This window comes from Paraniabella hibiscisoli, from assembly GCF_022512515.1.
Taxonomy (GTDB): Bacteria; Bacteroidota; Bacteroidia; order Chitinophagales; family Chitinophagaceae; genus Niabella; species Niabella hibiscisoli.
The window spans coordinates 589626-616290 of the sequence record NZ_JAKWBK010000003.1; the positions used below are offsets into that span (position 1 = coordinate 589626).

Annotated in this window: 36 protein-coding genes and 4 pseudogenes; 14 read left to right on the top strand and 26 right to left on the bottom strand. The window is 42.4% G+C overall.

Annotated features, from left to right (window positions below):
- Window positions 1-144: 144 nt before the first annotated feature.
- Together MKP07_RS34545 and MKP07_RS34550 are read right to left on the bottom strand one after the other, a co-directional pair.
- Window positions 145-900: an XRE family transcriptional regulator gene (locus MKP07_RS34545; RefSeq protein WP_240852571.1), complete on the bottom strand. Its 756-nt coding sequence runs from the start codon at window positions 898-900 to the stop codon at window positions 145-147.
- 125 nt (window positions 901-1025) lie between these two features.
- Entirely contained in the window at window positions 1026-2336 is a 1311-nt protein-coding gene (locus MKP07_RS34550; RefSeq protein ID WP_240852572.1) for a hypothetical protein, read from the bottom strand.
- 353 nt (window positions 2337-2689) lie between these two features.
- Here MKP07_RS34550 and MKP07_RS34555 point away from each other — a divergent pair, with 353 nt between their 5' ends.
- Window positions 2690-3541: a hydrogen peroxide-inducible genes activator gene (locus tag MKP07_RS34555; protein ID WP_240852573.1), complete on the top strand. Its 852-nt coding sequence runs from the start codon at window positions 2690-2692 to the stop codon at window positions 3539-3541.
- Between the two features lie 295 nt (window positions 3542-3836).
- Here the strand turns inward: MKP07_RS34555 and MKP07_RS34560 are convergent, their stop codons facing one another.
- From MKP07_RS34560 to tssD, 7 genes and pseudogenes are all read right to left on the bottom strand, one after another.
- On the bottom strand, window positions 3837-4121 hold the full coding sequence (locus MKP07_RS34560; protein ID WP_240852574.1) for a hypothetical protein: 285 nt from the start codon (window positions 4119-4121) through the stop codon (window positions 3837-3839).
- Entirely contained in the window at window positions 4094-4399 is a 306-nt protein-coding gene (locus MKP07_RS34565) for a hypothetical protein (RefSeq protein ID WP_240852575.1), read from the bottom strand. The genes MKP07_RS34560 and MKP07_RS34565 overlap by 28 nt, the downstream gene beginning before the upstream one ends.
- A gap of 28 nt (window positions 4400-4427) precedes the next feature.
- Window positions 4428-4901, bottom strand: a complete 474-nt coding sequence (locus MKP07_RS34570; RefSeq protein ID WP_240852576.1) for a lytic transglycosylase domain-containing protein — start codon at window positions 4899-4901, stop codon at window positions 4428-4430.
- 44 nt (window positions 4902-4945) lie between these two features.
- Window positions 4946-5458 carry a hypothetical protein gene (locus tag MKP07_RS34575; RefSeq protein ID WP_240852577.1) on the bottom strand — a complete coding sequence of 171 codons (513 nt, stop codon included), beginning with the start codon at window positions 5456-5458 and terminating at the stop codon, window positions 4946-4948.
- Window positions 5455-6588 (bottom strand): hypothetical protein, encoded by a 1134-nt coding sequence (locus MKP07_RS34580; RefSeq protein ID WP_240852578.1) that lies wholly within the window; start codon window positions 6586-6588, stop codon window positions 5455-5457. Before MKP07_RS34580 ends, MKP07_RS34575 begins: the two co-directional genes overlap by 4 nt.
- Before the next feature lie 24 nt (window positions 6589-6612).
- Window positions 6613-7960, bottom strand: a pseudogene (locus MKP07_RS43355) (type VI secretion system contractile sheath protein TssC).
- Between the two features lie 15 nt (window positions 7961-7975).
- Window positions 7976-8428: pseudogene (gene tssD / locus MKP07_RS34600) on the bottom strand (type VI secretion system tube protein TssD); the annotation flags it as partial.
- 18 nt (window positions 8429-8446) lie between these two features.
- Here tssD and MKP07_RS34605 point away from each other — a divergent pair.
- Window positions 8447-8647 (top strand): hypothetical protein, encoded by a 201-nt coding sequence (locus tag MKP07_RS34605; RefSeq protein WP_240852582.1) that lies wholly within the window; start codon window positions 8447-8449, stop codon window positions 8645-8647.
- Here the strand turns inward: MKP07_RS34605 and MKP07_RS34610 are convergent.
- The 13 genes from MKP07_RS34610 to MKP07_RS34665 form a co-directional block, all read right to left on the bottom strand.
- On the bottom strand, window positions 8640-8942 hold the full coding sequence (locus tag MKP07_RS34610; protein ID WP_240852583.1) for a hypothetical protein: 303 nt from the start codon (window positions 8940-8942) through the stop codon (window positions 8640-8642). The two genes, MKP07_RS34605 and MKP07_RS34610, sit on opposite strands and share 8 nt — an antisense overlap.
- 73 nt (window positions 8943-9015) lie before the next feature.
- Complete coding sequence (locus tag MKP07_RS34615) at window positions 9016-9675, bottom strand: hypothetical protein (protein WP_240852584.1); 660 nt, start codon at window positions 9673-9675, stop codon at window positions 9016-9018.
- Between the two features lie 39 nt (window positions 9676-9714).
- Window positions 9715-10125, bottom strand: coding sequence for a hypothetical protein (locus tag MKP07_RS34620; RefSeq protein ID WP_240852585.1), 411 nt, complete (start codon window positions 10123-10125; stop codon window positions 9715-9717).
- Complete coding sequence (locus MKP07_RS34625; RefSeq protein WP_240852586.1) at window positions 10122-10463, bottom strand: hypothetical protein; 342 nt, start codon at window positions 10461-10463, stop codon at window positions 10122-10124. Before MKP07_RS34625 ends, MKP07_RS34620 begins: the two co-directional genes overlap by 4 nt.
- A gap of 163 nt (window positions 10464-10626) precedes the next feature.
- The gene (locus tag MKP07_RS34630; RefSeq protein WP_240852587.1) at window positions 10627-10776 is read right to left on the bottom strand and encodes a hypothetical protein; all 150 of its coding nucleotides are present in this window, start codon (window positions 10774-10776) and stop codon (window positions 10627-10629) included.
- Window positions 10770-11438, bottom strand: coding sequence for a hypothetical protein (locus MKP07_RS34635; protein WP_240852588.1), 669 nt, complete (start codon window positions 11436-11438; stop codon window positions 10770-10772). The genes MKP07_RS34630 and MKP07_RS34635 overlap by 7 nt, the downstream gene beginning before the upstream one ends.
- A gap of 52 nt (window positions 11439-11490) precedes the next feature.
- The gene (locus tag MKP07_RS34640; protein ID WP_240852589.1) at window positions 11491-11664 is read right to left on the bottom strand and encodes a hypothetical protein; all 174 of its coding nucleotides are present in this window, start codon (window positions 11662-11664) and stop codon (window positions 11491-11493) included.
- Between the two features lie 68 nt (window positions 11665-11732).
- Complete coding sequence (locus MKP07_RS40535; RefSeq protein WP_262920142.1) at window positions 11733-11864, bottom strand: hypothetical protein; 132 nt, start codon at window positions 11862-11864, stop codon at window positions 11733-11735.
- A 136-nt stretch (window positions 11865-12000) separates the two neighbouring features.
- The gene (locus tag MKP07_RS34645; protein ID WP_240852590.1) at window positions 12001-12357 is read right to left on the bottom strand and encodes a PAAR domain-containing protein; all 357 of its coding nucleotides are present in this window, start codon (window positions 12355-12357) and stop codon (window positions 12001-12003) included.
- Window positions 12358-12366: 9 nt separating this feature from the next.
- Window positions 12367-12537 carry a hypothetical protein gene (locus MKP07_RS34650; RefSeq protein WP_240852591.1) on the bottom strand — a complete coding sequence of 57 codons (171 nt, stop codon included), beginning with the start codon at window positions 12535-12537 and terminating at the stop codon, window positions 12367-12369.
- Between the two features lie 11 nt (window positions 12538-12548).
- Window positions 12549-12995 (bottom strand): DUF4123 domain-containing protein, encoded by a 447-nt coding sequence (locus tag MKP07_RS34655; RefSeq protein ID WP_240852592.1) that lies wholly within the window; start codon window positions 12993-12995, stop codon window positions 12549-12551.
- Entirely contained in the window at window positions 12995-13165 is a 171-nt protein-coding gene (locus MKP07_RS34660; protein ID WP_240852593.1) for a hypothetical protein, read from the bottom strand. The genes MKP07_RS34655 and MKP07_RS34660 overlap by 1 nt, the downstream gene beginning before the upstream one ends.
- Entirely contained in the window at window positions 13162-14916 is a 1755-nt protein-coding gene (locus tag MKP07_RS34665; protein WP_240852594.1) for a phage baseplate assembly protein V, read from the bottom strand. Before MKP07_RS34665 ends, MKP07_RS34660 begins: the two co-directional genes overlap by 4 nt.
- 235 nt (window positions 14917-15151) lie before the next feature.
- Here MKP07_RS34665 and MKP07_RS34670 point away from each other — a divergent pair, with 235 nt between their 5' ends.
- From MKP07_RS34670 to MKP07_RS34720, 11 genes and pseudogenes are all read left to right on the top strand, one after another.
- A complete protein-coding gene (locus MKP07_RS34670) occupies window positions 15152-15583 on the top strand; it encodes a hypothetical protein (protein ID WP_240852595.1) in 432 nt (143 codons plus the stop codon).
- Entirely contained in the window at window positions 15517-16083 is a 567-nt protein-coding gene (locus MKP07_RS34675; RefSeq protein ID WP_240852596.1) for a hypothetical protein, read from the top strand. The genes MKP07_RS34670 and MKP07_RS34675 overlap by 67 nt, the downstream gene beginning before the upstream one ends.
- A gap of 49 nt (window positions 16084-16132) precedes the next feature.
- A pseudogene (locus MKP07_RS34680) lies at window positions 16133-16926 on the top strand (TssN family type VI secretion system protein).
- A gap of 25 nt (window positions 16927-16951) precedes the next feature.
- Window positions 16952-17680, top strand: a complete 729-nt coding sequence (locus tag MKP07_RS34685) for a hypothetical protein (RefSeq protein ID WP_240852597.1) — start codon at window positions 16952-16954, stop codon at window positions 17678-17680.
- The gene (locus tag MKP07_RS34690) at window positions 17653-18105 is read left to right on the top strand and encodes a hypothetical protein (RefSeq protein ID WP_240852598.1); all 453 of its coding nucleotides are present in this window, start codon (window positions 17653-17655) and stop codon (window positions 18103-18105) included. The genes MKP07_RS34685 and MKP07_RS34690 overlap by 28 nt, the downstream gene beginning before the upstream one ends.
- A 73-nt stretch (window positions 18106-18178) precedes the next feature.
- Window positions 18179-18700 carry a type VI secretion system TssO gene (gene tssO, locus MKP07_RS34695; RefSeq protein WP_240852599.1) on the top strand — a complete coding sequence of 174 codons (522 nt, stop codon included), beginning with the start codon at window positions 18179-18181 and terminating at the stop codon, window positions 18698-18700.
- Between the two features lie 23 nt (window positions 18701-18723).
- A complete protein-coding gene (locus MKP07_RS34700) occupies window positions 18724-19350 on the top strand; it encodes a PKD domain-containing protein (protein ID WP_240852600.1) in 627 nt (208 codons plus the stop codon).
- Window positions 19350-19811 carry a hypothetical protein gene (locus MKP07_RS34705; protein WP_240852601.1) on the top strand — a complete coding sequence of 154 codons (462 nt, stop codon included), beginning with the start codon at window positions 19350-19352 and terminating at the stop codon, window positions 19809-19811. Before MKP07_RS34700 ends, MKP07_RS34705 begins: the two co-directional genes overlap by 1 nt.
- A gap of 7 nt (window positions 19812-19818) precedes the next feature.
- A complete protein-coding gene (locus tag MKP07_RS34710) occupies window positions 19819-20100 on the top strand; it encodes a GPW/gp25 family protein (RefSeq protein WP_240852602.1) in 282 nt (93 codons plus the stop codon).
- A 188-nt stretch (window positions 20101-20288) separates the two neighbouring features.
- The gene (locus MKP07_RS34715) at window positions 20289-20858 is read left to right on the top strand and encodes a hypothetical protein (protein ID WP_240852603.1); all 570 of its coding nucleotides are present in this window, start codon (window positions 20289-20291) and stop codon (window positions 20856-20858) included.
- A gap of 253 nt (window positions 20859-21111) precedes the next feature.
- Window positions 21112-22125 (top strand): hypothetical protein, encoded by a 1014-nt coding sequence (locus MKP07_RS34720; RefSeq protein WP_240852604.1) that lies wholly within the window; start codon window positions 21112-21114, stop codon window positions 22123-22125.
- A gap of 265 nt (window positions 22126-22390) precedes the next feature.
- Here MKP07_RS34720 and MKP07_RS34725 read toward each other — a convergent pair whose 3' ends face one another.
- From MKP07_RS34725 to MKP07_RS34740, 4 genes are all read right to left on the bottom strand, one after another.
- A complete protein-coding gene (locus MKP07_RS34725) occupies window positions 22391-24361 on the bottom strand; it encodes an AAA family ATPase (RefSeq protein WP_240852605.1) in 1971 nt (656 codons plus the stop codon).
- Window positions 24362-24426: 65 nt separating this feature from the next.
- On the bottom strand, window positions 24427-24774 hold the full coding sequence (locus MKP07_RS34730; RefSeq protein WP_240852606.1) for a hypothetical protein: 348 nt from the start codon (window positions 24772-24774) through the stop codon (window positions 24427-24429).
- Window positions 24775-24777: 3 nt separating this feature from the next.
- The gene (locus tag MKP07_RS34735) at window positions 24778-25053 is read right to left on the bottom strand and encodes a hypothetical protein (protein WP_240852607.1); all 276 of its coding nucleotides are present in this window, start codon (window positions 25051-25053) and stop codon (window positions 24778-24780) included.
- A 181-nt stretch (window positions 25054-25234) separates the two neighbouring features.
- The gene (locus MKP07_RS34740; RefSeq protein WP_240852608.1) at window positions 25235-25819 is read right to left on the bottom strand and encodes a PKD domain-containing protein; all 585 of its coding nucleotides are present in this window, start codon (window positions 25817-25819) and stop codon (window positions 25235-25237) included.
- 324 nt (window positions 25820-26143) lie between these two features.
- On the opposite strand from MKP07_RS34740, the pseudogene MKP07_RS34745 reads away from it, so the two are divergent.
- Window positions 26144-26655, top strand: a pseudogene (locus tag MKP07_RS34745) (C40 family peptidase).
- The last annotated feature ends 10 nt before the right edge of the window (window positions 26656-26665 follow it).

The following is a 26665-nucleotide window of genomic DNA, read 5'->3' on the forward strand; positions in this document are numbered from 1 at the left end:
GGCTAAATTATTAGTTTTTAAATAAAAAAGCGTTCATAAATTACAAAAACAAGCGCATTACCGGTATAAACGGTAATTATACAAAAGTATCCACGCGAAAAAGGGGCCGGAAGGCCCCTGATACCCATTTATTCAATTGTCATTCTAATTGATCTTCTTTTTCATTCCATCTACCTGTTGCTGCAGGTTGGCTACAATATTTACTAATTGGCCTACATCCCAGTTTTGGGCCACATTGGTTTTGGAGATCACATATTGTGCCTGCCACATTTCCAGTACCTCATCAGAATTGATGGTATAGGGTTGAAAAGTAGGATTATCACTTACCAGTGTGATCTTATGCTTGGTTTTTGTATTCTTCTGCACCCGTTTATAAACAATACCATCGTTGCGTGACACCAATATACAGGCTGTATTGTTCCTTAACGATTCCAGCTCATCTACCTTTTCACCTACAATTACCGAACCACTAGGTGTTGGCAGCATCGAATCTCCCAGAATTTCAAATGCCCGGTAATTTCCGCCACTAACCATGGGCAGGGTAAAGGTATTCAGCTCATCCACAAATTCATGATCAGCGTATCCCGCCAGGTAGCCGGCCGCCGCCTTTACCGGTACAAAAGGTATATGTGTAATTACAGGAGCCAGCTTCAGAGCTCTCCGCTTCGCCAGGTAATTATCAGACCCAGATTCCACGCTCAGGTCTTTCCTTAGTAATTCATCCAGCGTTAATTTAAACATATCGCAGATCACTTCCAATACATCAATACGTGGTTCAGCACGCTCTTCTTCGTAAGCGCCCAGGAGTGACCGTTTAATATTTAATTTAGTCGCAAATTCATCCTGCGTCCATCCCCGAAGCTTTCTTAAATACTTTAAATTTTTGTTGGCTACCGACATGACTAATTATTTTAGTGCAAAATACTAATTTTTTTATCATTTTTCAAAAAAGTATTTTTTGCCTAAAAATTAAAGCTTGCCTAAACCGAAGCTATGATGAGAAGAAAATCGAACCGGGTTTATTGTTACACCGCTTTTACATCTTTTACGTCGTACCCCTCTATATCTTTTATATAATGGTTAGCTACCAGAAATTCGAACAAAGGCTTAGCCTCCGCAGATACGGGCATATTCTTTAATGTAACAACTTCGTTGGTTTTCTTATTGAGATAAGGATAAGCATACAGTTTTACATTGCGGCTAAACAGATCGCTGACATAAGTTAAAAGCTCCTGCGTGTAAGAGTCGCTGTAATTTTTTGCATCGAAAATAGTACGCAGGTTCGATATATTAGTGGAGATGCCTACATTATGCGGCTTACAAAGCGCCAGGTATTGGGCCAGCTTATTGTTTCTTTTAAAGTTAGAAACGATCACATTATTGCCGGTAGCACAAAGCTCCTCCGCTCTCTTTGCAAAAATTTCTACGTCGTTATCATTATGCGGATCGTCGTCTTCAAGCAGGTTGCTCATTAACACTTCAATAAGCACAACCAGGTTATCGTCCTGTACTTGCTGAGAGCGTTTGAATTGCTCTATGGCTTTATTGAAAAGATCAAAATTGGGTTTTGATTTTTGCAGGAATTTGGTACGCAGGATCATTATATCCTTTTTGTACATCAGGTCTTTTGCCTGCGTTACATTACCGTTGGGATCAAAAACAGCTGCGCCGGAAAACCCTTTGGCTATTAAGTATAGGTTTACGAGCCTGTCGTTGGTATTTTTGAATACCGGTCCGCGCAAACTGATCATATCAATTTCCACCGAACCAAAAGAAAGATTGTCCACCAGCGATTCTACCATGAGCTGTACGTCATGATTGTAGTAAAAGGCTCCATACACCAGGTTTACACCCAGTATACCCAATACATTTTGCTGCAAACTCGTGTCATTATCCAACAATCTTACATGGAAGATAATATCATTATGGTCGCCTCCCGGAGTTACCTGGAAGCGAAGCCCCAGCCAGCCATGCGGTTCATTATTTCGGGCAAAATTAAGCGTGGTTACGGTATCAGCAAAAGCAAAGAAAGTTTTATCGTCATACTTTTCTCCACGCAGGCGTTCCGTCAGCAGATCGTACTCATGGGATAACATTTGCTTCACACGAGAGCGACTCACATAGCGACCATTTTCTTCTATACCATAAATGGCATTGCTGAACGCCATATCATAAGCCGACATAGTTTTTGCAACTGTTCCGGAAGCGGCACCTGCTGTAAAAAAGTTCCTGGCCACCTCCTGCCCGGCGCCAATTTCGGCAAAAGTGCCATACACCGGACCGTCTAAATTAATATTTAAAGCTTTCCTTTTAGTTTCGAGTATTTCCCTGCCCATATATCAACAAAGCTACATTTTTTAAGTCCCCGGAGAAAGGTAAGTACATTAAATTATAATTAGAAACCTGTACTTCGCTGCAATGATAGTGGATTTTGGGATAACCGGTTACCACTAATACACAAATACCGTTATTTAAGGACGAATGGTTGATTACTCCTATAACATCCCAGGTAACAAAAAGTTAACAGCGGTCTGTCCAATATTGGTGACAGCTAAAAACGGCGCACTGAACCCAGCCCCAACAATCTGTTTTTTAAACAAAGCGTAATAGTTAGACACAAAAACCCTATCAATCAATTATAAGAAAAATTGATACTTTTGTACAATTCATAGATATTAATTATTAAAAGATGACGCTTCAGCAGCTGGAATATTTATTAGCGGTGCACCAGCATCAGAATTTTTTAAAGGCAGCAGATGCCTGCTTTGTTACGCAGCCTACGCTAAGCATGCAAATACAGAAACTGGAAGAAGAATTTGAAATTAAAATTTTTGATCGCCGTAAACAGCCTATTACCACAACACCAGCGGGCGTTGAAATTATTGAGCATGCACGTAATATTATTAATGCGGCACATGAGTTATCCTCATTAGTGGAATCGCAAAAAGGTAAGATGAAGGGACAATTGCGTATTGGCATTATCCCCACGCTCGCACCCTACCTGCTTCCCCTGTTTGTTCCCTCATTTACTAAAAACTACCCCGGAGTGAAACTTTTAGTGCAGGAGCAGACCACCGACATTCTCATTAGCATGCTGAAGCAAGGCAGCATAGACGTAGGTATACTGGTTACACCCATTAAAGAAAACGGCATTACTGAGCAGGTATTATTTTACGAGGAACTGATGGTATATGCCTCTAAAAACAATCGTCTGTATCAAAAACAATATCTTTTACAAAAAGACATAGATGTGAGTAAACTGTGGCTGTTGGAGGAAAGTCATTGCTTTCGGTCGCAAATACTTTCATTGTGTGAACTAAAGAAACAGAGCAGCGAGTTTTTTAATTTCGAATACGAAGCGGGCAGCATTGAAACTTTAAAAAGAATGGTGGATGTTAACGATGGCATCACGATCATTCCTGAGTTAGTAAGTTTCCAGATGCCCAAAACTGAATTGAGAGCAGTAAGACATTTTAAAAGCCCGGCGCCGATGCGGGAAGTAAGCCTGGTCGTGCATGGCAATTTTGTAAAAAGAGACTGATCGATTCTTTAAAAAGATCGATACTAGATACGATACCGGAAAAATTGCGGCAGAATAAAAAGAAAAATGTAATACCGATACAATTGTAGCTTAATTTGAACCGTGAGGACAAGGTTCGTGGTACCAAAAAACTTTGTGATGTAAGTTTAGCTGCAGGACACGGCTTAAAGCAAACAAGAATGCATTATCCTATACCAATAAGTTTAAGTAACAGTCTGCAATGATCGCCTGAGGCGATAACATATGGGTTCGAGGCGAGGACGCCTCGAACAGTCTCTTTTTGAACAGTCTTCTCCTATTTCTTGTAAATGATATTTTTTAGCAAAACATCGATCCTTTTCTTTGCCAGCAGATCGGTCAATAAAACGCCTTTCTGTTTATCCAGGTCGAGTAAGGTTACATCATGATCGTATCCCAGCTTAAAGAATACCCGGTCGTCTATAATCCATCCCTGCACGCCAAAAGAATACCCTTTAAAAGACAAGCCATAATTAGAAGTCTGAAGGTCTTCATCTAAGACGATCGTTATCATATCGCCATCCTGGAAGTTCTTTATTTTTCCGTTAACATGAGCCAGCACATATTGCTCCTCTTTATTTCAGGAGCTTTTTTGTCTTTATTTTTCTCCAGTTCTTTTTCAATGGCGCCCAGAATATCAGGATCATTGACCACGTCGAGATCGGTTTGTTTAGGTTTGGTGCGTGGTCCGGTCTTGGAGCTAAAGACGTTATAGCCAAACTTGGAATTATATAACTCAGGATATTCAAATAGTTCTTTTACCGCAATGATCTTGTAAACATATAAGCCTGTTTCAGGGTTCAACTTCATGGTAAAATAATTATTACCCTGGGCCTTCATGGCATTGAGAATATTTCCTATGCCAAAATTATAGGGCTATAGCAAGTGGCCAGTTAACCGAACCAGCCAATTTCCTAAGCCCCGTATAGTTATCCCTGATCAACTGACAGGCCACTCTTGTTGCCTTATCAAAATTCTCTCTCTCATCCATATTATCACTCACCTGCATTCCGTAACCCCTTGCCGTGGCAGGCATAATTTGCCAGATACCCCTGGCTCCTACTCCTGATTCAGCTTTTGTCAAAAAGCCGCTTTCTACAATGGGCAGGTATTTCAGATCGGGATGCAGACCATAAGCTTTAAGATATCGCTCTACCAGTGGAAAATAACTATTGGCTCTTTGCCGCAGCGAAGGGAGGTTTACCACGTTTACCTGCTTTTTTATCACATTGATCAGTTTATCCTGGACGAACTGCTGGTTCATAGGCACAGCGTCTCCACAAAACGTAATGATATGCTGAGCCTGTACCCCGTAACCAGTGATATCGTTAACAAAAAACAATATGCTATGATCCTTTTCTTCATTTAGTTAAACGGATTTACAAATCATCCTTTTTTCTTACGGGTTCGTTTAGATGATTTAGTATCGGATGCTTCAGGCTGGGTCTCCACCTGTCGCTTACTTGCCGCAGACTTAACGGAACTTTGCACTTTTGCCAACTCGCTTACATAATATTTGCCCGGAACCACTATACTTGTGCCGCCCTTTTCTTTACGGCGATCATCAACAAACAATACCAGGCTTTCATCTTCTACTACATTAGGCGAACGGGTAGCAAATACAATGTACTGGCTGGTATGAGGCCGTATAATAGGATAAAAGCTGATGTAGGTAAGATAGCTTCCTTTAATGATCATTTTTGCTTTTTCATTTTTATCGTACCAATACATATAGGTCCTGCCCAGCAAGAAATCTTCATTGGTTTCGTTCTCCACTTTAACCTTATAATAAGTATGCACGTCTTTAAAAGCAATATTCTCTAGGGTCATTTTAACCCCGCCGTTGACGATTTTATCTGCGGTAATATTGATCTTATTGGGCGCACTGCTTCTGATCAAAGAATCTGCGATCCTGAAATTGCGAAGCGTATCAGCGACAATAAAAAGTCTGCGTTGACCATGGCCATTTGACCGGCTGGAATATTATAAACATCTATCCCCTTTTTACCATACCGTTGCCAAAGTCCCATTTCGGAATAAGCTCGTTCAGCATCTCGTTTCTTCCGGTCTGCTTCGAGTTGCGCCAACTTTTCCTGGGCTGCTTTTTTCTCAGCCTCTTTACGGGCAAACTCTTCTGCTGCCTTCTTACGTTTTTCCTCTTCTTCAGCCTGCTTTTTCACCAGCTCCTGCTCACGCAGCAACTTTTGCTCTTCAGCAACTTTTTCTGCTTTAGCTAAGGCCTCCGCATCATTTTTTGCTTTTAATTCTTTGATCCGTTCTTGTTCAGCAGCTTGCTTTTTGGCCAGATCTTCCGCATCCTTTTTATCCTTCAGTTCCTTCGCTTTTTTGTCAGCCTCTGCTTTTTGCAGGGCCAATTGTAATTGCTTTTCTTTATCCTCAGCTTCTTTTTTTGTTTTAGCGATAAGGGTCGCTTCTTCCTTCTCCCTGGCCTCCTCATTCTTTCTTAGCTTTTCTGCATCCCTCGCTTTCTCTGCCGCTTCCTCGCCCGACTTCTTTTGTGCTAATGCTGCTTCAGCCTTCCTGGCTTCTATTTGTTTTTTTCGTTCTTCTTCCTGTTCTTTATCTTGTTTGGCAATACTAGCTTCGTCATTACCTGTTGACTGGACATCTTTTTGCTTTTGTACAAATGTTTTTAATTCTTTTAGGTTGGAGTGATCGTACCACAAAGGAGGCCGGCTATCGTCGTTAATATTATAGGTGGAGTCAAACACAATACGAAACATGTGGCTTCTACCCCCTTCGTTCACTAATAACCCTGTGTTAGGGCCTGTAGCCTGCTCTTTATTAAATTGCAGGGAGATGGATTTCTCTTCTCTGCGTTTGGGTATATAATAATCATACGCGCCATCGTCTGAAAAATTAATGTTTAATACCTTATCGGGGAAATTAATAACGGTAATACTTTCCCGTCCTACCAGGATGCGCTCGCCATTAATATTCTGTGCGTTGCTCTTCCAACCCGAGGAGCTAAAAAACAGCAGTAATAATATCCATCGTATTTGCTTCATGTTTGTTTTGTTTTGAATTGAACATTACTCCTGGTCATAACTTGTATCCCAGCTATTTCCATCCTCACCCTTCTTACCTTCCATTTTTATCATAAAGTTCTTAGCAGGAAAATATGGTTTCAAATGAATATCCAGGTGAATCTTATCTTTTTTTCGGCATCTTGCTCAAAACGGCGGATACTAAAATCTTCAATTAGTTTTCCGTTGCCCGAAACACCATCCAGGAACTTTACTACCTGCCCCATCAGCTCTTTACGGATATTCGCATTGAAATTCTCGAAAGCCCGTCGGTTTAAAAAGTCCATCAACACTTTGGCAATATGATCAAAGACGCGGACAACGGAGTATATCTGTAATCCAAGATTGGCTCCATTAAAAAGCGTCTTGGCAGAAAAAGCCATCACCTTACCATATTCATTAAACATGGGCACGAGGTTCATTTTCTCCAATACCGAGACCTCACTTTTCTTTAGCGGGAATTTTACACCATCCACCCCATTAATCACACCAAATTTCTTACCTGCAGATACCTGGCTTAACAGTCCCTTATATATTTTTCCGCCCAGGGCTAAAGATGGCGGAACAAATAGATCATCTGCTTCATTGATGTCGGCATATCGCCCCCTACCAACCAACCAGTTACAACAAACCAAAATGCTGGCCTTGTAAGGATCACCACCAGCAAGGCCGCTAGCCTCAAAAACTTCCATAACATCGTCGGCCTCATCCAGGTTCTCAAAATCTGTAATGATCATCACTTTATTATCGAAGGCTACTTTTGCCCACTTTTCCACCACTGCATTGCTGCCCAGATAGCCTGGCAATAGCAGCAGGCTGTAATTATTGCGTAAGTCGATACGATCGAAATGCTTCTTTAACTCTTCGCTGATATGATCAAAAAAAGCGATAAAGTCAGATCCGACAACTGGCTGATATCACAGTTCACAAACGAAACATTACTTAACTGCTCACTTTCGGCGTTTTCAAAGAAAAGCGCAAGCCCCCGGTAAGATTCTTCTACTGGCTTAATGGCCTCCATAACGCCTAATAGATTATTTCGCAAAACAGCTTCCTGCTCATCTGCTTTCCCAAAACAGTAGCCGGGCAGATCGCTAACCTCGTTGCCCAACTGCAACAGCTCCTGCCATATTTCCAGCGCATGCAACACCTCCTGCCGATCCTTCTCATATTCCTGGTCCTGTAAAAAAATGGCCCGGCGGGCGCTATTGGCAGACACCAGGCAACTATATCCATCGAGCACTTCCTCCAGCCAATCGGCTCCCTCATCAATCGTTAACTGCTCCACCAGTTCTCTGTATAAAAGATCCCTGCCATCCGCTGCTGTTCTATATGTACTTATTTCTTCGGTCATACCACCATACTACTTTTAGTCATTAGGGTTGAAAGAGCTGATGCCTGATGAGGAAGAAGTGCCTGGTGAACCCGAAGAAGAAGAGGATGAAGATGAAGACGATGATGAAGAAGCTGGAGAACCAGTGCTTTCTGAAGAACCCGTCCAGGTTTTTACCAGTGTCGCTTCAGCTCCGCCGCCATCGATAGAAATCTCTCTGCAGGAAATCCTGAATTCGATCTTCATGAAGGAGTCATTAAACGCATCAAAGATTTCTTTGAAATAGATACAATAAGCACTTCTAAACTCTACAGATCGCACCTGCCTTCCGTTCCTGTCGAAAAAATAAGCGCCACCGTCGGTCATTCTTTCATGAGACAGCATCCATTGAATAACAGTAACGTCTGAAGTAGAAGACTCAACTGTGGCGTTAATAAAACCTCCATCAGGAGCGCCATTAGGCTGCCCGAAGCGATCCACCGGCTGGAAAAATTGTAGGTCAGATTAATGATTCGCCAGGTAGGTCCGCCTTCGCCGGCACCGCCCAATTGTAATGATCCGGATATTGCCATTTTAATTTATTTTTATTTTTTAAGATCCTCTATCATAGCTTTCACCATTGCTCCCAAAGCTTTTCGTTTATTGGCATCAGCGATTACCTCGTTTAATGATGGATTCGTTTTTAAAAGCCCGGCCAGCTTTAAATAGGCCTTCTTTTTGCCGTTTGCCGGGTTAAAAAATGACTATGCCGGTTGATACTGCTCCAACTGAAATCATCCACTGATTTAAATTTCAGCTCCTCCAAATGAGTGAATCCACCAGCATCTTCAAACCTAAACTCTAATGCAGGACGGTAATGTTCAAAAACCTGACTCACTGTTTGCAAACCATGCACAACTTCAGGCTTTAACACGTCCCCAACGGTAAACTTTTTGGCGATCAAGGTTCGGTTAGCTGAAATATGATTTAGTGTTTCTCCTGCCTGTGCATTTGCATCACTCATGATATGCTTTTTTAATTAGTTGTATTTATTGCATTGGTTCTGCCATCTCCTCTTTTTACCTGTACATCTTCCATCAATAAACGGATGGCATCGAAATAATAGCGGTACCCACCGTTACATAATCTGCAGCACCAGAGGCTTTCAGTCTTTCCATAGCCTGATGGATACACTGAGTGGGTCTCACCTCCAGCGGATGCCAGGTGTAAGGATCCCGGATGGTTATTTCTACCTGTATCATACGTATCCGGTCCCGACCAACTTCCCGCAGGTAATAGGCCCTGTCATCTGTTTCTCTATTGTCATAAGGATTATAATCGCCAATTAATCGCCAATGCACTTCATCTATATTACCATTTGAGTTTACCCAATCATCAGAATCATAATCCTGCTGCCTTATGGGAGGCGGCTGTCCATCATCTACACCACGACCGATAATACTGCCCGAATCCCAGCGGTGATTGGCCCGCATTTGAGCGTGGATCATACTAAACACTCTTTCCCTTATCCTTGGATTGGCATCGAACAAGCCTCTTACATTCTCATTATAATCAACTCCGTTGCCATACCGGTAATGATACAGGTGGCGACGGGCATTACCCTGGGGAGAAACATAGGTCCAATGAAAGATGATATGATCATAGACAATCTGGTCCGTTGCTGCAAAACAAATAGCAGCGGCTTCCGCTCTTGCTACCAACCAGGAAACATCCAGTATGATATCATCTTCGTCCATTAAAACTATTCTTTTAAAAGTTCAGCTATTCGTTTGCTTTTACGTATTTTGCTCCTCTTCTTCTAACACTTTGGCCGGTTGAACATTGCCGGCTGCCGGGCCACCTCCCTGGTACTCATTTTGATCCAGATTGCAAATATTGGTATAGCCCGCGTTTTGCATAAAATCGAAATAGCCGGTTTCTTTATCAATCGTATTCAAAATAAAACCCCAAGGCTTTTGCAGCATTTTATTGTGCGCATTGTAAATAAAATACAGGTTATTGACATCTTTGTGCACGGGGTAATCATTCTTATTCAGAAAACCTTTGATGCGAGCCAGCTCTGTATCAAAACTGCGCAGCGATTTCTTCAAGCCAGGTTCTTCCTCCGTACCCTCATCAAAATCAAACCCTGACTTTACTTTTCCCAGTACATTTTTTAAAGGAGCCATAGCTGCATCACCTGTCAACTTTTGCAAAAACCAGTGATGCCGTCGAGTGGTATATAGCTTAATAAAGTGCCGTAAAACTTCTTTTTGGAAGGCATCATGGGCAATAGCATTGCCGCAATAGCAGCGCCTATTTTTGACCTGGTCTCCGCACTAACCGAATTATTGATCTCAAGATCACCTGATTTTGTCGCCGCTTCTATATTTGTTTTACAGGTACGGATCATTGTAGTAGCCTGGTCGTATTGATACACATCAGCGCTTTGTTGAACTACATGAGTTGCCTCATGCCCTGCCTGGCCGTCCTGTGCTGCTCGCCCAGCCGCTTCCCGCTCCTGCTGTTTTGCCTTTTCCGCCATTTCAGCCGCCTTTTCTATGTATGGGTCAACAGGGAGTGTCTTCGTAGCAAGTGCGGCTGGTTGCAATACTTTTTCACTTCGGCCTTTTCCATTATCTTATCGAAAAGCTGATTTGTTGTTTCGCTGTCAAACGCAAATAGTTTCAGCATACCAGTCAGCTGATCTACCAGCGGGCATAAAAATTAAACAGTTTTCCCAGGCCAATATGGCTGGTATCCAGGCTGGTGCCGCTCCTCACCTTTTTCAACTCATCAATGAATTTCTCGAGCCTGTCTACCGATTTGCCAGGCACCGAATCAAAACCAGTTAACATCTGATCAAACTTGGGCAGATCAGGGGCTTTACCAATCCCGGAAAAGCTTCGAAAACTGCTTTACATGCATTGATGCATTCTTCTACCAATCCCTGAACATCATCTTTACACTGTGTAAGCTTATCGATATTACCTGCATTATCGTGGCTTGTACCAAATCCTTGGATACTTAAAAGCCGCCCCAATGTTGCTACCAGCTGCGCTTTTATCTTTCCCGTAAAAATGGAGAGTAAATTGGAGTTGCTTTCTGCAATCATTTTAAGTAGCTGATCATTAGGCTCCATATATGCAATGGCCTGATGTGTTAAATCATAGGCGTTGCCGAAGGAGTAAGCTTTCCCCTTGCCTCTGAAGGCATCGGTTTCATTGAAAGCGTGCTTGTTTTTGTACAGAGGCGTGCCCACATACACCACCGACTGCACCCACCATTTGTCCTGAAAATCACTTTCTTTTACCAACTCTCTAATACATTCATTCGCCACGTTGCCGCCCTGTCCTATACCCACGAAATGAAAACAAGCCGTATAGTTTTTCCAGGCAGATATCTTGCCCTTAATTTCGTTCAATAATTTTTCACCTTCTTTTTCCCTGTCATCGGTATCAAAGTCAAACACCAGCGTTTCGTTATCATTGTTTAGTTTATTAACCAGTTCGTCCTTCATCTTTTGCATATACTGGTCCCAACCACTATAATCCTGGTAATAGTTGTATTCTTTATCGCATTTTTTTCGGGTTCTTTTTCTTCTTTAAAAACAAGTTAAGCCCCGGGATCGAATTAGCGGCATCCTGTACAGTATCGGCTACGCCCTGTACTTTACCGGCGATACCTCCTATCATACTATCGGCACCCATAGCAGCAACCGGCTTGTACCTTACCAGTACCAGCATCTGCTTTTTTCATTGATCTGAAAGTCTCTTTGTGTCTGGCCGCCAGCCATACATAGCCTCCTGTTATTTTAATTAAGAAAAGTTACCCGGCAGTCGGCCTCCGTATAGCCCGAAAGACTCTGCGTTTCTCCATTACTATTGGTTCTGCCCTCGTGCAACTGATCATCATTGGTCCTAATCTCGTACTTCACATCTTTCATGGGCTTATGGGCTTCATCTACCAGGGTAAATTTCGCCTGAAAGTCTTCTTTATCCGTTTTCTCCGCCGTATCCTCACCCTCTTTAGCGCTTTTTTCAAGGCCTCCTGGTTGGCCATTTTTTGGGCCTGCATGGCGCCTACTCCTTTTGGCACGCCACCTGCGCCCCTATTCCACCACCTCCTCCTCCGCCACCGCTACCCGCATCTCCTATTAATACCGTAAAACAGCCTAGTATAATGCTACCTCCATGAGCCGTCATATCACCCATGCGTGCGGCTGGCATGCCGCCTATCAATACAGCCCCACTTCCCATTGTAATTACATCGGGAGGACCAACACAAGTACACATGGTGCCAGATGTGGCTGCCGGCAGGCCCTGAATCAATACCGTTGGAACGCCTGCAGGCAATACAGGCCCACCCACATGGGGTACTAAACCGTTTATTAACGGGCAAACATGCATATCGCCTACTCTTGCTGCCGGTTGTCCCATATCTATTTTTTAGTCTATAAAAAATCTTCTTCTCTTGGGTGGTTGATTCACCGTTCCTGCTGGTGGTACTTCTGTAACCGTCTCTGGTATAACCTCAGGACTTTTGACAGTAACTGTAGCGGGCTCACGGTCAATAACTGCTAACGAATCTACCCATTCACTTAGTACTGCCGTTTTCAATACCGGTTCGGCTACCGGTTTATTAAACCTGCCCAATTGCCACTTATCCAGCCTTTGCCTATCTTCATTTTCTGTATAAACTGCTTTAAAAAAATAAAAAACTGCTGTTTTTCTTTCTCCTCCCATCCGGCCAAATGTTTCGTTAACACCCTGGCATCCCATACCCGAACATAAGCTATTCTATCTCCCATTTTTTTATACATGTAATACTGCAGAAAGCGACAGACTTCTTCTTTGGTTTCATTGGTTTCGAAAAGAATGCAATGATCTAATTGTATAAATGCATCTTTCCTTAATTCATAAAAATTATCTTTTACCTCGAAAAGATAGGGAGCAGCATCCCATATATTTTCATCGTCGGTTCCTTTAAACAAAGAAATATAATCAGGATATTTCTGTAACAATTTCACGAGGGTATACTCTTCGTTTAGGGCCGTATCGTAGCACAGGTATATCATTAATTAATTTTTACCAATCCTCCCTGCAAACTGGCAATGCCGCTTCCGTTTAAATCGAGTTTAGCACCCTTAATTTCTGTCATGGTGCCTTCTGCCGCCATTTTTGCCGAGGCTTTCATCTTGATGTTTACGCCTGCGGTTTCCGCGTCCCCCACTGCATCGATCTTCACATTCCCGTCTGCTTTGCAGTTAATATTTCCGTTCGCCTTAAGGTTAATATCTTTTTTGCTTCGATACTAATGGAACCGGAAGACTTGATGGTCATATCATCTTCGGAATAAATATACATCTGCTTTTTCTTTGCATCGAAGGTGATATTCAATATGGCCTTGCCTCCCTCCTGGCAATAAAAACTGGCATTCTTTTCTTTGTAATCGAGGATCATGGCGTAATGATTCTGTCCATCTTCGCCCGATACGATCTTAATAGACCGCCCATCTTTACTCTCGGTTAACCGTATCAGGTTTTTACCCTTGCTTTTCGAATTACCTCCATCGCTGATGGAGAGCGTACCTTCTTCGTCGTCAATTAAAAGGCTTCGGCCTGTTCTTGAGCCGATCATTTTTATATGATTGCCGCCTTCAGCTATACCTGATTGATTTTTATCGGTATAAACAGAACCATTGACAAAAGGTGTTTCTACATTCCCATCCCAGAAATCCACCATCACTTCATCGTCTTTTTCGGGTGTAAACCGAAAGCCTTTGCCCTTACCTGCATGTGGGGCCAGTACACTGATCCAGGGAGATTTTTCGTCATCCCCCATCCAGGGAAATTTTACTTTTACGCGGGCCAAACCTGCGTCATCTTCATTATCGGTAACAATTGCCGCCTGGGCAGTAGCTTTCGGCACCAGTAAAGGATTCGTGTAAGGAGGCACCTGCACTTCCAATGGAACTGCCGTAAACCGGTTTAAATAATTACTGGCATTGGAAGCCGTATGCTGTACCTGGGTAAGCAGGTAACTCTTGCCGGCCGTATCCTGCGCATCTTTTATTTTGATGATCTTGCCGATGCCTAGCTTAGTATTGCGGGTATTTCCGGTAATGTATACGGAAGATGCCAGAATAGCCTGTTGTTCCAGTTTAAATTTATCGTTTACTACATCCTGCGAAAATCCGGATGGAATGAACATATTCCGCGGTGCATCTTCAATAACTTTTCCGCCGGATTCTTCTGCCGCTTTTATGGCCGGGTTATCAGGCGCCTGTTCTTTGGTAGTAGCCTCAATAACCGAGCTTTTAAAAATATCTGTACTTGCAATACCCTTGGGACTTTTCACTACCTGTGCTCTGATATTCAGGTTGCTGGCATCGCCAGGAACTGTTAGTTCAATGGCGTTCCCTTCCGGCTTTTTTCCAAACTGTAGTTTTTCACCATCGTAAAACATCCATTCGCCAAAGCGGGTTGCCAGGGAGGACAAGAAGCCAAAAGCCGTTTGATCATACTGAACTGTATAATGCAACTCTTTTGTGTTTTGCGGATTTTTATTGATGCTATTTTTAAGTGATGAGTTTTGAAATACACCATCAATAATAGCGTCCAGTTTCTTTTTATAAAATGAGTGATACTGTGTTAACTCATTTACCTTACAAAACAAGCCACAGCCATCAATCCTGAATTCGTAAAAGTGCTCGTCAACAAGGGATGAATTTACTTCAAGAATAACACCTTTGAACTTATAGCTAACCGTTTCCCCGTCTTTGAAGCTCAGCTGCACTTCTTTCCCCAGTACCTCTTTTTTAAAATTAATAATGGAATTAAGCGTACCCTCATTGTTAGAAGGGCGAATAGAAAATGAAAAGCTATTAACATTGACCAGCGATTCGCTCAACATTAAGTTGGAGAAAACAACGGGGTTGTTACTGTTATAATCCTGTATAGTGATCTCTGTTTTTGCGAGTATTGAGTTTTCAGGCATCTGGCATCCTTTTTTAAGATTCTTTAAACAAATACAGAGGGGCTATAACCAATGTAAGTTTTGAATGAAAAGTTGAAACGGGTTAACTGCTTCGCATTGTAAATTTAGAATATAAAAAAGCGTTGCTCTATCACTATTTTTAGTGATGCGCCCTTTTAAAGGTTTGATATAATTTTGAATGAAACTAAATCATGGAGCGCTTATCTAATTAAAAGATCAGCATACCAATATTATTATGAATAGCCCCGGCAATAACTCCGTTTTTAAAACCGCCTTCCTGGCAGAAGCTGTTTTTGCTTCGCTTGAGGAAGCAGGGCATGGGGCTAGCGATATCAAAGCCTTTAACAAGGGAGGATTTAAGAAAGGATTTAGTAACGATGTAGAACAGGTTCTGATTGAGGAATCTGGCAATCGCGTGAGCTTTGAAATGGCTCTTAACCGTGACGGCATTTATGACCTTTTACCGGAAGGATTATTTCACCAGTCAAAAGGCAATACACGGGTCAACTCCGTTCAGGATGCCGTTGAGGAGCACAAACAGTTCAAAGAAGAAGAAAAGCTGGCGAGAAAATTTTTCACCCCGCTGGAACAATTGCTTTTTTGTTTAGAGCCGGGGCCGAGACAGCAGAGCGCAATGCCTTGTACGATATTCAAAATGGCCAGCTAAGCGATTCGTTTTACCATTTTTGGAATATTGATACCAGCCTGCCCGATGGGCCGGCCGGCAGGCTGCTACGCCTGATGCCTTATGCAGATACGATCAAATCGGATATAGATGCTACAGCAGCGGCCCTTTCGTATGTACTGCAAAGAGCTGTTAGCTTAAAAAGCTCTTTGTTACCGGATGCTCATTTATTGTCACAAAAATATTTAAGTGAACAATATTTAGGGGTGGATGCAACCATGGGCAATACCATCGGCGAATGGCTGACTCATTGGAACTGTACCTTATTTGATATCCCGGAAAAAGACCTGGCATTGTATGTGGATGGAGGTGCACTAAAAAAAGTGACAGATCGTTTTATAGAAATATTTGTACCGGTTGATATTGATGTGTCATTCGATTTCATGCAGGCAGATGATTTACAGAAAGAAACGTATGAAAATATATTAGAGTTGGTGCTTATTTATAAGTATCGCATTCAAAACTCAACAAAATGGCCTTAAAGTATTTTTTAATTTTTGCGGGGCTTTCTTTGCTTCGTCTATGATCATAATGGCTTTTATAAAGCCGTTAAGCAGCAGCTTTGGCAATTACGGTAAAAAGCCCTGGATATTCAACCTGGCAGCTTCTGCATTGGTTTCAGGCATCGCATTTGCCACCACTTATATCACCAAAAACCTTTTCTTCACATTCTGGATCCTTTCAGCTGTCTTCCTGTTATTCGGAATTATTATCGTACTGATGGTACACAAAAAATACTTCAGGATCAGGCACGACAACTGGGGCAAACAGTTTTTTGCAGAGTTCCTGTTCGGCTTATCCATTATACTCCTCTGCGTTGCCATCTTCTCTTCTTTACAATACTTTATCAAGGATAAAGACTTTATGCATTTCCCCACCCTGTTGTGCACGCTTTTTCTCTTAATCCCTTTTTTATTATTACACAGTTTTGATGCGGCGATGGCCATTCCTGAACCGGCTTATCACTACTGGCAATATCCGGTTAACAACCCGATTGAACTACCTGATGAAGATGAAAAAGAGCGGCTTTATGTGATCGGGCTGGAAATCCCCAAAAAAGTACTGACAGGGAACGTACCTACTTCACGGTTAAAGCGCCGGAGCACATGAAACTGGGAGACCTGTTTTATCATTTTATTAATGACTATAATGAAGTACAAAGTGAAACCCCCATACAATACACGGATGCCGCAGCCGTTAACGACTGGACGTTTCGCACCAAGCCCAAATGGTACAATTCATCCAGGGTATTAGATCCGGCATTAACGATCAAGTACAATAAACTAAAAGAAAACTCAGTAGTGATTTGTGAAAGGGTGCTTTAAGGTTGAAAAAAACAGCAATTAAATTATGGAACAAAATACCGCATATCCCCATATTAACTGGACCGACGGAATGAAGTTGAATAAAGATGCTTTTATTGCTCAAAACAATGCGCACACTTTTGATCTTTACAATCTTATTTCGTCTACACTGTCTCCTATAAGATATGGTATCCTGCCTCTTGAAAACAGTTTTAATATACAGATCAATACAGATAATCAAAATACACTACGTGTAAGCATACTATCCTGTAAGGCAATCACTATCGGTGGCGCTTATATTAATATTAACGCAACGGAATCTAATAGCCATACCGATGCCAACCCATCCATTTCCTTATCATTGCCGGGTTCGGTTAACGAAGTATATTGGGTAGTGCTTACCACCAATCCCTTCGATCATGTACCTTTTGGCACTATCAACCTGCAGGAGAACCCGCCACGCTTTCCTTATGTAAAGCCCGCGTATAGTGTACAATTAGTAGCCCATCACGAATTGAATCAATATGCGCAAAATCCTTATTCGCTTTTTATAGGGAAATTGATTCCGGCGGGTGGTTATTTAAAACCTGATACGGAATATATGCCCCCTGCTTGTCTATCAATGCTTCGCAGGATTTACTGGGGCTCCATTCAGAGTTGGACACTTTCCTGGCTAACCTGGAACAGGCTTGTGCACAGATCGTTCAGAAGATCTATAAAAAGAGCCAGCAAAACGACCTGGCGGAATTGGCGCAGTTTGTATGCGATCGTCTGACGCTGTACTTAAGCAAAGCCATTACCGATTTCAGGTGGTTATACATTCATGAATCACCTGCTAAAATGATCAGCGATATTGTAGGACTGGCAAGAGCACTTAAAAACACTATTGATCTTCGTACAGGTTCGGGAAAAGAAGAGTTGATGAATTACTTAAGCGAGTGGAGCGAACTGAACCAGGGAGAATTGGAAACGCTATTAAATAATATGGCAGTGCTTCGTTATAACCATAACGACATCAATGAAAATGTGAATAGTATTATACAGTTCGCCAAAGTAATTGGCAAGCTTTTTAACACGCTGAGTAACCTTGAATTCATCGGCAAGAAAAAGGAATCCGGCATATTTGTTAAAGAGGGATATATCAACGACTCGGGAGAAAACAGCAACGCTCCAAAACCGAAGAGAAGATTTTTTGGATAATCATATATTAACAGAACAGAGCCACTACCGCAGGCCAGCAAAATAGTTACACCATCCTATTAAAGAGATTAAGATGAAACCACTAAACGTTCAGGACAGACAAAGAGCATTTCAACGGTTTTTGCTATTCTTTATTCTTACGATAGCCGTGATCATCACAGCGGTATTCTTTGGTATAAAGATCCCTTATGCAGAAAATGAAAAGCTGCAGGAACAGCTGGCCATTGTTGATAAAGAAAATCATTTCAGAAATGATTTCAGCCAGGCAATGACCGAAGCACAATCCCTGCTGGATACGGTAAATATGGACCCTCAGAAATCGGGGCTTCTTGATGGCCGGATCACCCAAAAAATACAGGAAATGGATGCTATGCTGGCGAAAAATGACATTACCTCGAAAGGGATATACAGCCAGGTAATTAAGTCGCTCAATAGTATGCAATCGGATAAGAGAGGTTTAAGGGCCGCGAGCAATAAGGATTCGGTGGTAGCGATGTATAACATGCAGATACTGGAACTAAAAAATTCATTAGCGAAATGGCAGGAGTCTTATAACCAGCTGCAAACACAGAACCTGATACTGAGGCAAAAATAATACTGTAACCGAAAATTACTGACATGCATTCGTCGCTTTCAAAAAGATGGGCCGGTATTGACTTTAAAGTATGGGTATCATTACTGGTACTGGTTATCTTATCTGTAATGCTGCTTGCTTATAAAGTTGCCACAAATGTACCTTGCCCCGATTTCACCATTAAAGCAAAAGGTAAGCTGAGCCACCCGGAAGCAGGCGGTACTCAAACATTTTATATTAATGAACAGGTTGTTTTCTTTACATCCGGCACAAACAAGGCCGACAATATAATATGGGATTTCGACGATGGCGCAGAGAAGAAGGCCGGTATTAGTACCTCGCATGTTTATACAACTGAAGGATATTACCTGGTTAAAGCGATATTGAACGGTAAATGCCTGCAGTCCTTTAATGTTCGTATCACGCAAAGCAACACCATCCTTAATATCAGCGCACCGGCAGTAAGTCCCATTATTTCTGCCGATATCATATCTACCGGCGATGAAGCCATATTTAACACCAGTGCCATTGGAGCCAATTATGAATGGAGTGTGGAAGAATTACCAGCAATACCCGTTCAAAATGCTAACCCGGCTAAATTTATTTTTACCAAAGCAGGAACTTTTACTGTTGTTTTAAAAGTTGACAATACCAAGGTTTATAAAAAATAGTGCAGGTAACCGATGCGGGAGCTCCATTAGATCAGGCCAGTGCCTTACCGCCGGTATCTCCTATGGACGTTCCGCCTATACCCCAGGAACCTTTGCCGCTGGAGGATAAGAAGCCAGTGGACGAAGCCAAAACAAGTAATGAACCGCCTGCCCCGGAACCTGCTGCCCCCGCTGCCAAATCATACGACCAGCTACCTGAGCCAGCCATCAGGTCGATGGTACAGGGTGTTATTGATGGCAAAAAGAATGTTGAAGACTTTAATAATATACTATGCAACGGGGCGGGTACCAAGGTAATGGCCAATAACGAGTCTACCACATTTGCCGCACTTTGCAATGAGCTTAAAGAAAAGAAGGGTGTACTGATACTCAAAAAGAAACGAAAAATAGAATCGTTCAAAGTGGTAAGAGATGATACAAATGGAAATTGTGTAAAAATCATTTATATCCAATACAAATAAGCGATACATGCCGGACAATATCAAACTACCTATACGCTTCCACCACTTCTTCGATAATAAGAAGCTGCCGGTATGTAGTCTGCTGGATTCGGTTTACAGAAACCTCCACCTGATCATCACTACCGTTCCCGGCGAAAACAAAACGGATGAACATTATGGCTCTTCATTTTGGGATAGCGACTATGACATTCACCTGAACAATGATGTAAGAAAAGAACTGATCATCAGCAGCCTGAAAAATCAGATCAGCCGTTATGAAAAAGGATTACCGATGTTATACTGGATGTAAGCGTTCGATTATCGACAGCAATAGTGAATAATATGGAGGTTCAGAAAAAGAAAATAGAAATTACTGTAAAAGGTAAGACTAAACGTAATATGGAAGCTTTTACTTTCCAGACAGGATTCTTTATCAGTCCCTATACATTGGATTAAAGCGCTTTCATTCCGGCAACTATAACATCTTAAATATTGGCAATGGACGTACAAAGCAGAGAACAGATAAAGGATAAGATGATACGCCTGGCGGCGGAACATTGGAACCTGGAGGAGAATGAAATTGAAGCCAATTTTGACCCGTTGGTGGTGTTACTTTTTGATGCGGTTGCGGGCGAAATAGAATCACTGGGATACCGGATCAAAGATATACAAAGCAACCTGCTGAATGAGTTGGCGGCATTAATGCTCCCCCATTCTTTGTTAAGAGCCAAACCGGCTTCCTGTATACTAACAGCACGACCGGCAGAGGACAGCTGCCTGCTAAAAAGCGAAACCAATTTCAGCACTATTGCCAAAACATCGAGAGCCGATGAAGCCAATAAGGAAGCCGAGCTCAACTTTACGCCCATTGGTGAAGTAAAGTTAATAAAAGCCAGCCTGAGCTATTTGCGCGCGGGCAACCAAGTATATAAATACCAGGAGGATGGAAAAAAACTACTCAACACCAGGATACGGCTACCGGTAGTATGGTTCAGCAAATACATTTTACCATTACGGCAAAATCACCCATTCCCTCACTTGCCGGGCTGCAATTATTCTTTGATCTGAAAGGTCATTCGGAGGCCAATAATTTTTATTTTGCGTTGCAGGACGCTACTCTTTCAATTAACAATTCTAACGTCTTATTGCAAAAGGGCTTTTTAAGAATGATCAATATGAAACTTCGATAAGAGATGCTTTTAACAACGACACCGATTATTCCCGTAAAATACAGAGAGAAATTGCAGGCATTTATACCAACCAGTTTTTTACCATAGATGAGAAGTCCGGAGCGATCGCTAACAGGCCGGACACGCCGGCTATGCTACAGGATATTCCCGAAAAACTGGCACAGGACATCAACACACCGCATGCTGTTTTTTGTACATTGACGCTACGACGTCCATTCAGCATTGAGATCATTGAACGACTCCAAATAGCGATCAATGCTTTTCCTGCCATCAACAGGAGGCTGGAGCGCATTTTTCACAAAACTGAAAAATGGGTGAATATTATTCCGCTACAGCTGCATGGCACTTACCTGGATATTCATGCCATCGAAAATGTAAATGGAACCCGGTATCGGCTGCAGAATGCCAACTACGATAGTAAAGTGGAGGAAGGCCAGGCCATTATACGCGCAGCAAGAGTAAGCAAGAACAGCAGCAATGATATTAGGAATGCATTAAAAAGCCTGTTGGAAGCGATACGTGATGAGAGCGCCTATTTTAGCAGAACCAGTAATGATTTTATTAGTTCGCGTCTTAATGAAATATCTAAAACATTAACAAGGTTGGAAGACCAGGTTCAACTGTCAAAAGATGAAAAGCCCACTTTCCGATATGTATTATTAAAATCAAAGAACCCTGGTGAGAATGTACAGGTGTCTTACTGGACAACCGCACCGGCTGAAGCTGCTTTTGTGAAGGCGAATGCGGGGTTCAAACCAGTGCAACACAGCCTGACAGAGGCCGGAAGCTGTTTCTCTGTCACCACTGCTGTTGGCGGTATGGAAATATTGAATGACTATGCGCAAAAGCAGATGTTAGTAAGGCAGTTATCCTCTAAAGGAAAGATTATTTCTGTTGAAGACATTAAACTGCTGTGCTATGAGATCTTCGGGCAGAAGCTTAAAGAAGTTCAGGTTCAAAAAACAATGAAAGTGCTTCAAGGCACGCATTCGGGCATCAGCCGGTTTATAGACATTACGCTTTACCTTGCAAATGAAAATTACGGGGAAGAAGAGAAAGTATATCTGATCAAACAGCTATCCTACCAATTGGAACTCTATGGGTCTTTTATGTTCCCGTTTGAAATTAGCATTAAGGAGATATAAATCTTTATTTTAAAACATTAAAGCATGAAGGAACATTGACAATGTTATGCTGAGGAATATCAAAGCTTAACTATTCTTAACTCCTTAATAGTTTTATTCTAAACCATTAAACATGCAGGAACACTAAGAATATGATGTAGGGAATATCAAACCTCAACCATCCCGGCCTCCTTTCCTTAATACTTTTATGATTAACTTTTCCAAACGAATTCATCGTTTACTGCATCCAGCCTAATTGTAGTGCCTGGCGCCAGCTCGCCGGCGATTATCTTTTGGATAAGGGCCTTCGCACCTGCGACCGGATAGCGCCATGTAGCGGACGCGCACCGTACTCTGGTGTAAAACCTAATACGGCTATTTTACTTTTAGCTTCGGGTGTTATGGTTAATGATATCTGTTGTTTTTCCAGGGCAGCATACAAGTCTTTTAAATTGATCTCCAGGATTCGTTCTACCATCTCTTGTGTCATCGGTGCAAAGGGAACAATCTCCGTTAAACGGCCTAAAAACTCGGGGCGGAAATGATTGCCCATTGTCGTTAATAATGTTGAATGATCTGGCACTTCGCCTTTATTAAAGGAATCTACCACAAACCTGCTTCCTATGTTAGAAGTAAAGATGATCAAAGAATTAGAGAAATCGCCTTCTTTACCCAGCTTATCGTGTAGCTTACCTTCATCCAGTATTTGCAGGAACAAGTCAAAAACCGAAGGGTGCGCTTTTTCTATCTCATCAAACAAAACTACTGCATAAGGTTGCTGTCTTATTTTGTTCACTAATAATCCGCCCTCTTCATAACCCACATAACCGGGAGGCGCTCCGTATAACAGTGCAGCAGAATGCTCTTCTTTAAATTCGCTCATATCGAAGCGAATGATATTGCTGGCATCCTGGAACAAAAACTCCGCCAGGGATTTAGCCAGTTCCGTTTTTCCCGTACCGGTTGGCCCTAAAAAGAAGAAAGACCCGATGGGCTGCCCCGCCTTACCCAGTCCCGAACGAGATTCGAGTATCGACTCACTGATCACTTTCACAGCATGATCCTGCCCCACCACGCGTTGCGACAAAATATCCCTGATGTTTAACAGGCGCTCTTTCTCCTGCGCCTGAATTTTGCCCAAAGGAATACCTGTCTTATCTGCAACAATGGAAATTACATCGTGCTTCTGTAGTTCCGTTCTTTGTTCCTGCACAAGCGGCTCCAGTATTTCATACACCTGGTCTAAGAACCCGGTCACTTTTTCTGTTTCCTTCATTTGCAGCGGATCTTCGGAAGAGGGCACCGCACTCCATACAATAGGGCTCATGCCGCTTTTCAATTGATGATAGTGCCATTGATATTCCGTTACATCCATATCAGCAACTTCCTTCAATTTCTGGAACTCTTCTTTGCGGGCAGCTAATGTGTCAGCCCCGGTATCAGTAGCCAATCGCAATGCAGCCATGGAACGATCTGTCAGATCAATCGCCGCATCGGGCAGGCGGCGATCTTTTATATATCTTTTAGCCAGCCGGATGGACTCATGCATGGTTTCATCATCTACCTTGATCTTATGGTGTTGCTCGTAAAGAGGCATCACTACTTTCATCATCCTAAAAGCCACGGTTGGTGAAGGCTCTTCTACGTCGAGTATTTCGAAGCGCCTTGCAAAAGCTTCATCTCTTTCAATATTTTTACGATACTCATCTATAGTAGTAGCGCCAATAATAGTAATGGTTCCTCTTGCCAGTTCCGGCTTCAACAAATTGGCAGCGCCCGCAAAAGGTCCATTTTTATCCAGCAGCACATGTATCTCATCAATAAACAAAATGGCTTTATCAAATTCTTTTATTTCTGTAATCACCGACTTCAACCGCTCTTCGGTTTCTCCTTTATAAGAAGCGCCCGCTGCCATCGCACCATTGTTCAGCTCAAACAGTTTGGCATTTTTCAGGAAAGCCGGCACTTTACCGGCTGTAATAGCCAGGGCGAACCCATCTACAAGCGCTGTTTTACCCACGCCCGGCTCACCTGTTAAAATAACATTAGGCTTACTGCGCCTACACAAAATCTCAGCCATCATACGCACTTCCTGTTCCCGTCCAATGATCGGATCTACCTTTCCTTCGGCTGCCAGGCGTGTTTTATCTACGCAATATTTTTGTAGAGCCTTTTTTGACGCCACATCATTATTCTTAACTGCTACTCCAGAACCGCTGTTGCCGGCGCCTAACACCTGCTCTATATCGCCACCCACTTCTGCCAGACCGATCAGCTCTTCCCTTTTTACCGGAAAGGTTTTAAGCTGATCAAAGGAGAATACTACCCCGGAGTGCTGATAGAAGCCAGTACATGCAATGGAGTAATTTCTTCGCCTTTTAACCTGAGCCTGATATTATCGGCATCATCTAAAATGGTAGCTATATCAGCGGCAGGTGGAATTTCATCCTTTGGTCCCGGACTTTTGGGTAGCGACTCAATTCTTACATCAGCCCAATCGCCCAGGTAATACATGTCGATATCGGCTTTCATCAGCAAAGGATCGAGCTCTACATCATCATGCAAAAGTGCCTTTAATAAATGAGGTGCGGCATATTGAGCATGTATATGTTCTTTAGCGATTGCTTTAGATATGGCGATTGCTTTCTCAAGCGTTTTTGATAGTTGCATGGTTTAAAAATCAGGGGTTTTAGATAAACCAAATATACCTGTTTTTACCCTTATTACAATGCTTACGGAGGAAATACAATTGGTTTCCTGATTCTTTTTGGGAGTAACTGTCATGCTCTTAATATCGCCCGATTTTTTCAGCTTTGCCAGCTTAGCACATAGCTCATTAAAGGTAGACGGCTTCCCGTTTATATTCGTGTAAGTATTCAGGTTACCATCACAAAAATACTTGGCAAAACTGGCGGCATTCAACCTCTTATCTGCTACTCCAAATAACATATATCTAAAGTCTGTGATAGAAATTTCGGGGGCTTTTACCACGGGGGTGGTGCTTCGGGCTGTTCTGGCTGTGGATTCAACTGCTCTTCTAGCGGATCGGTTTCGGGCCTTGAGCTGATTGGCTTACGTCCACCACCAGATCTCGGAACGAGCGTTGGCGCTGCTCCCTGCTTAGGTGGATTTACAAATATCTTTTTACCAGAACTGCATCATTATTTCCGTTAACGGTTAATGTTATGGTTTTCCAACCAGGTTGTCTGAAAGAGTAAACAGGATTTTTCACATAGGCATCTACTTTTTCATTTTCGCCAAACCTCCACTCCCAGGCATTGGCGCCAGCGGTTGTATCCGTAAAACTGGTAGGCTTTCCAACCTCAGTTACTTCGGGAATTATTGCATGCGGCATACGCGACTGATCTATCACTTCTGCAGCTTGTTGCACAAAAATGGTAGTTGTTTCCATACACCGGTCATCTAATTTTAAAGTAACTACATATTCACCTGGCCGGTCATAAGAATGAACCGCTGAGTTCACTTCACTATGGCTACTTTCATTATCACCAAAGTCCCATTCAAAATCTCTATGCCCGGTTACATCTGCATCAAAGCGGATCAGGGTTCCGGTATAAATCTTATTGGTTAATGTTTTAATAGCGAACTCTTTACAGGGTGTGTGATTTTTATAGCGAACCACAAAAGCCATCGAAGCGATTACACAGGTAACCAGGAAGGCAATGGTAACATTATCATCGAGGCGAAAAGCCATGTATTGCTTTTTTTCATCCGTATATTTTTATTGTTCGAAATTCCAATGTCAACTATACAGCAGCATTGCTATCAAATTTTTAGATACCTACATCTTCCAGTCACCCTGGCGCTTATGTCTCTCATAAAAAATTATCATGCTGTTTTGATCTTAGTTTGTACTTTTAGGCATGCTGACAAAACCTATATTCAAAATATTTATCATCGTATTACTGGCCGGTTGTACCGCATTAAAAAAAGTCCGCAACCCGACTATAGTCAATTCATTTACGAAAACGGGCCGGATGTAGCTGTAATTAACGACAGCACGAAGACTCCCGATCAGATGGTCGTTAAAGTAACCAATAATGAAGCTGACAAACCCGTCAGTAGCCAGGAGGAAATACGACTGAAAAGTAAATACTCCGGCTATCTGAAAACAAAACCCGAAAAAATCACTGACGTCAAACTGTATTCCTTTATTGATGAATGGCTGCACACGCCCTACTTATGGGCAGGTACTACCAAAAACGGCATTGACTGTTCAGCCTTTATTCAGCGGTTGTTTTCCGATGTATATAAGATCCGCATACCGCGCGCATCTGTTCAACAATTCTTCACTCAGAATGTAGAGCGTTTTACAGTACGACCTGAACTGGCCAAGGGCGACCTGGTTTTTTCAAAACCTTACCCGGCACTTATGTGTCGCATGTGGGCATGTACCTAGACAACAACATGTTTGTAAACTCATCTTCATCTAAAGGCGTAAGTATTGCCAGTCTTAACGATCCCTACTGGTCTTCCAAATATGTTGGAGCCGGCAGACTGATCGTTAATAAATCGGTTCGGGTAGAATAATCAAAGAGCT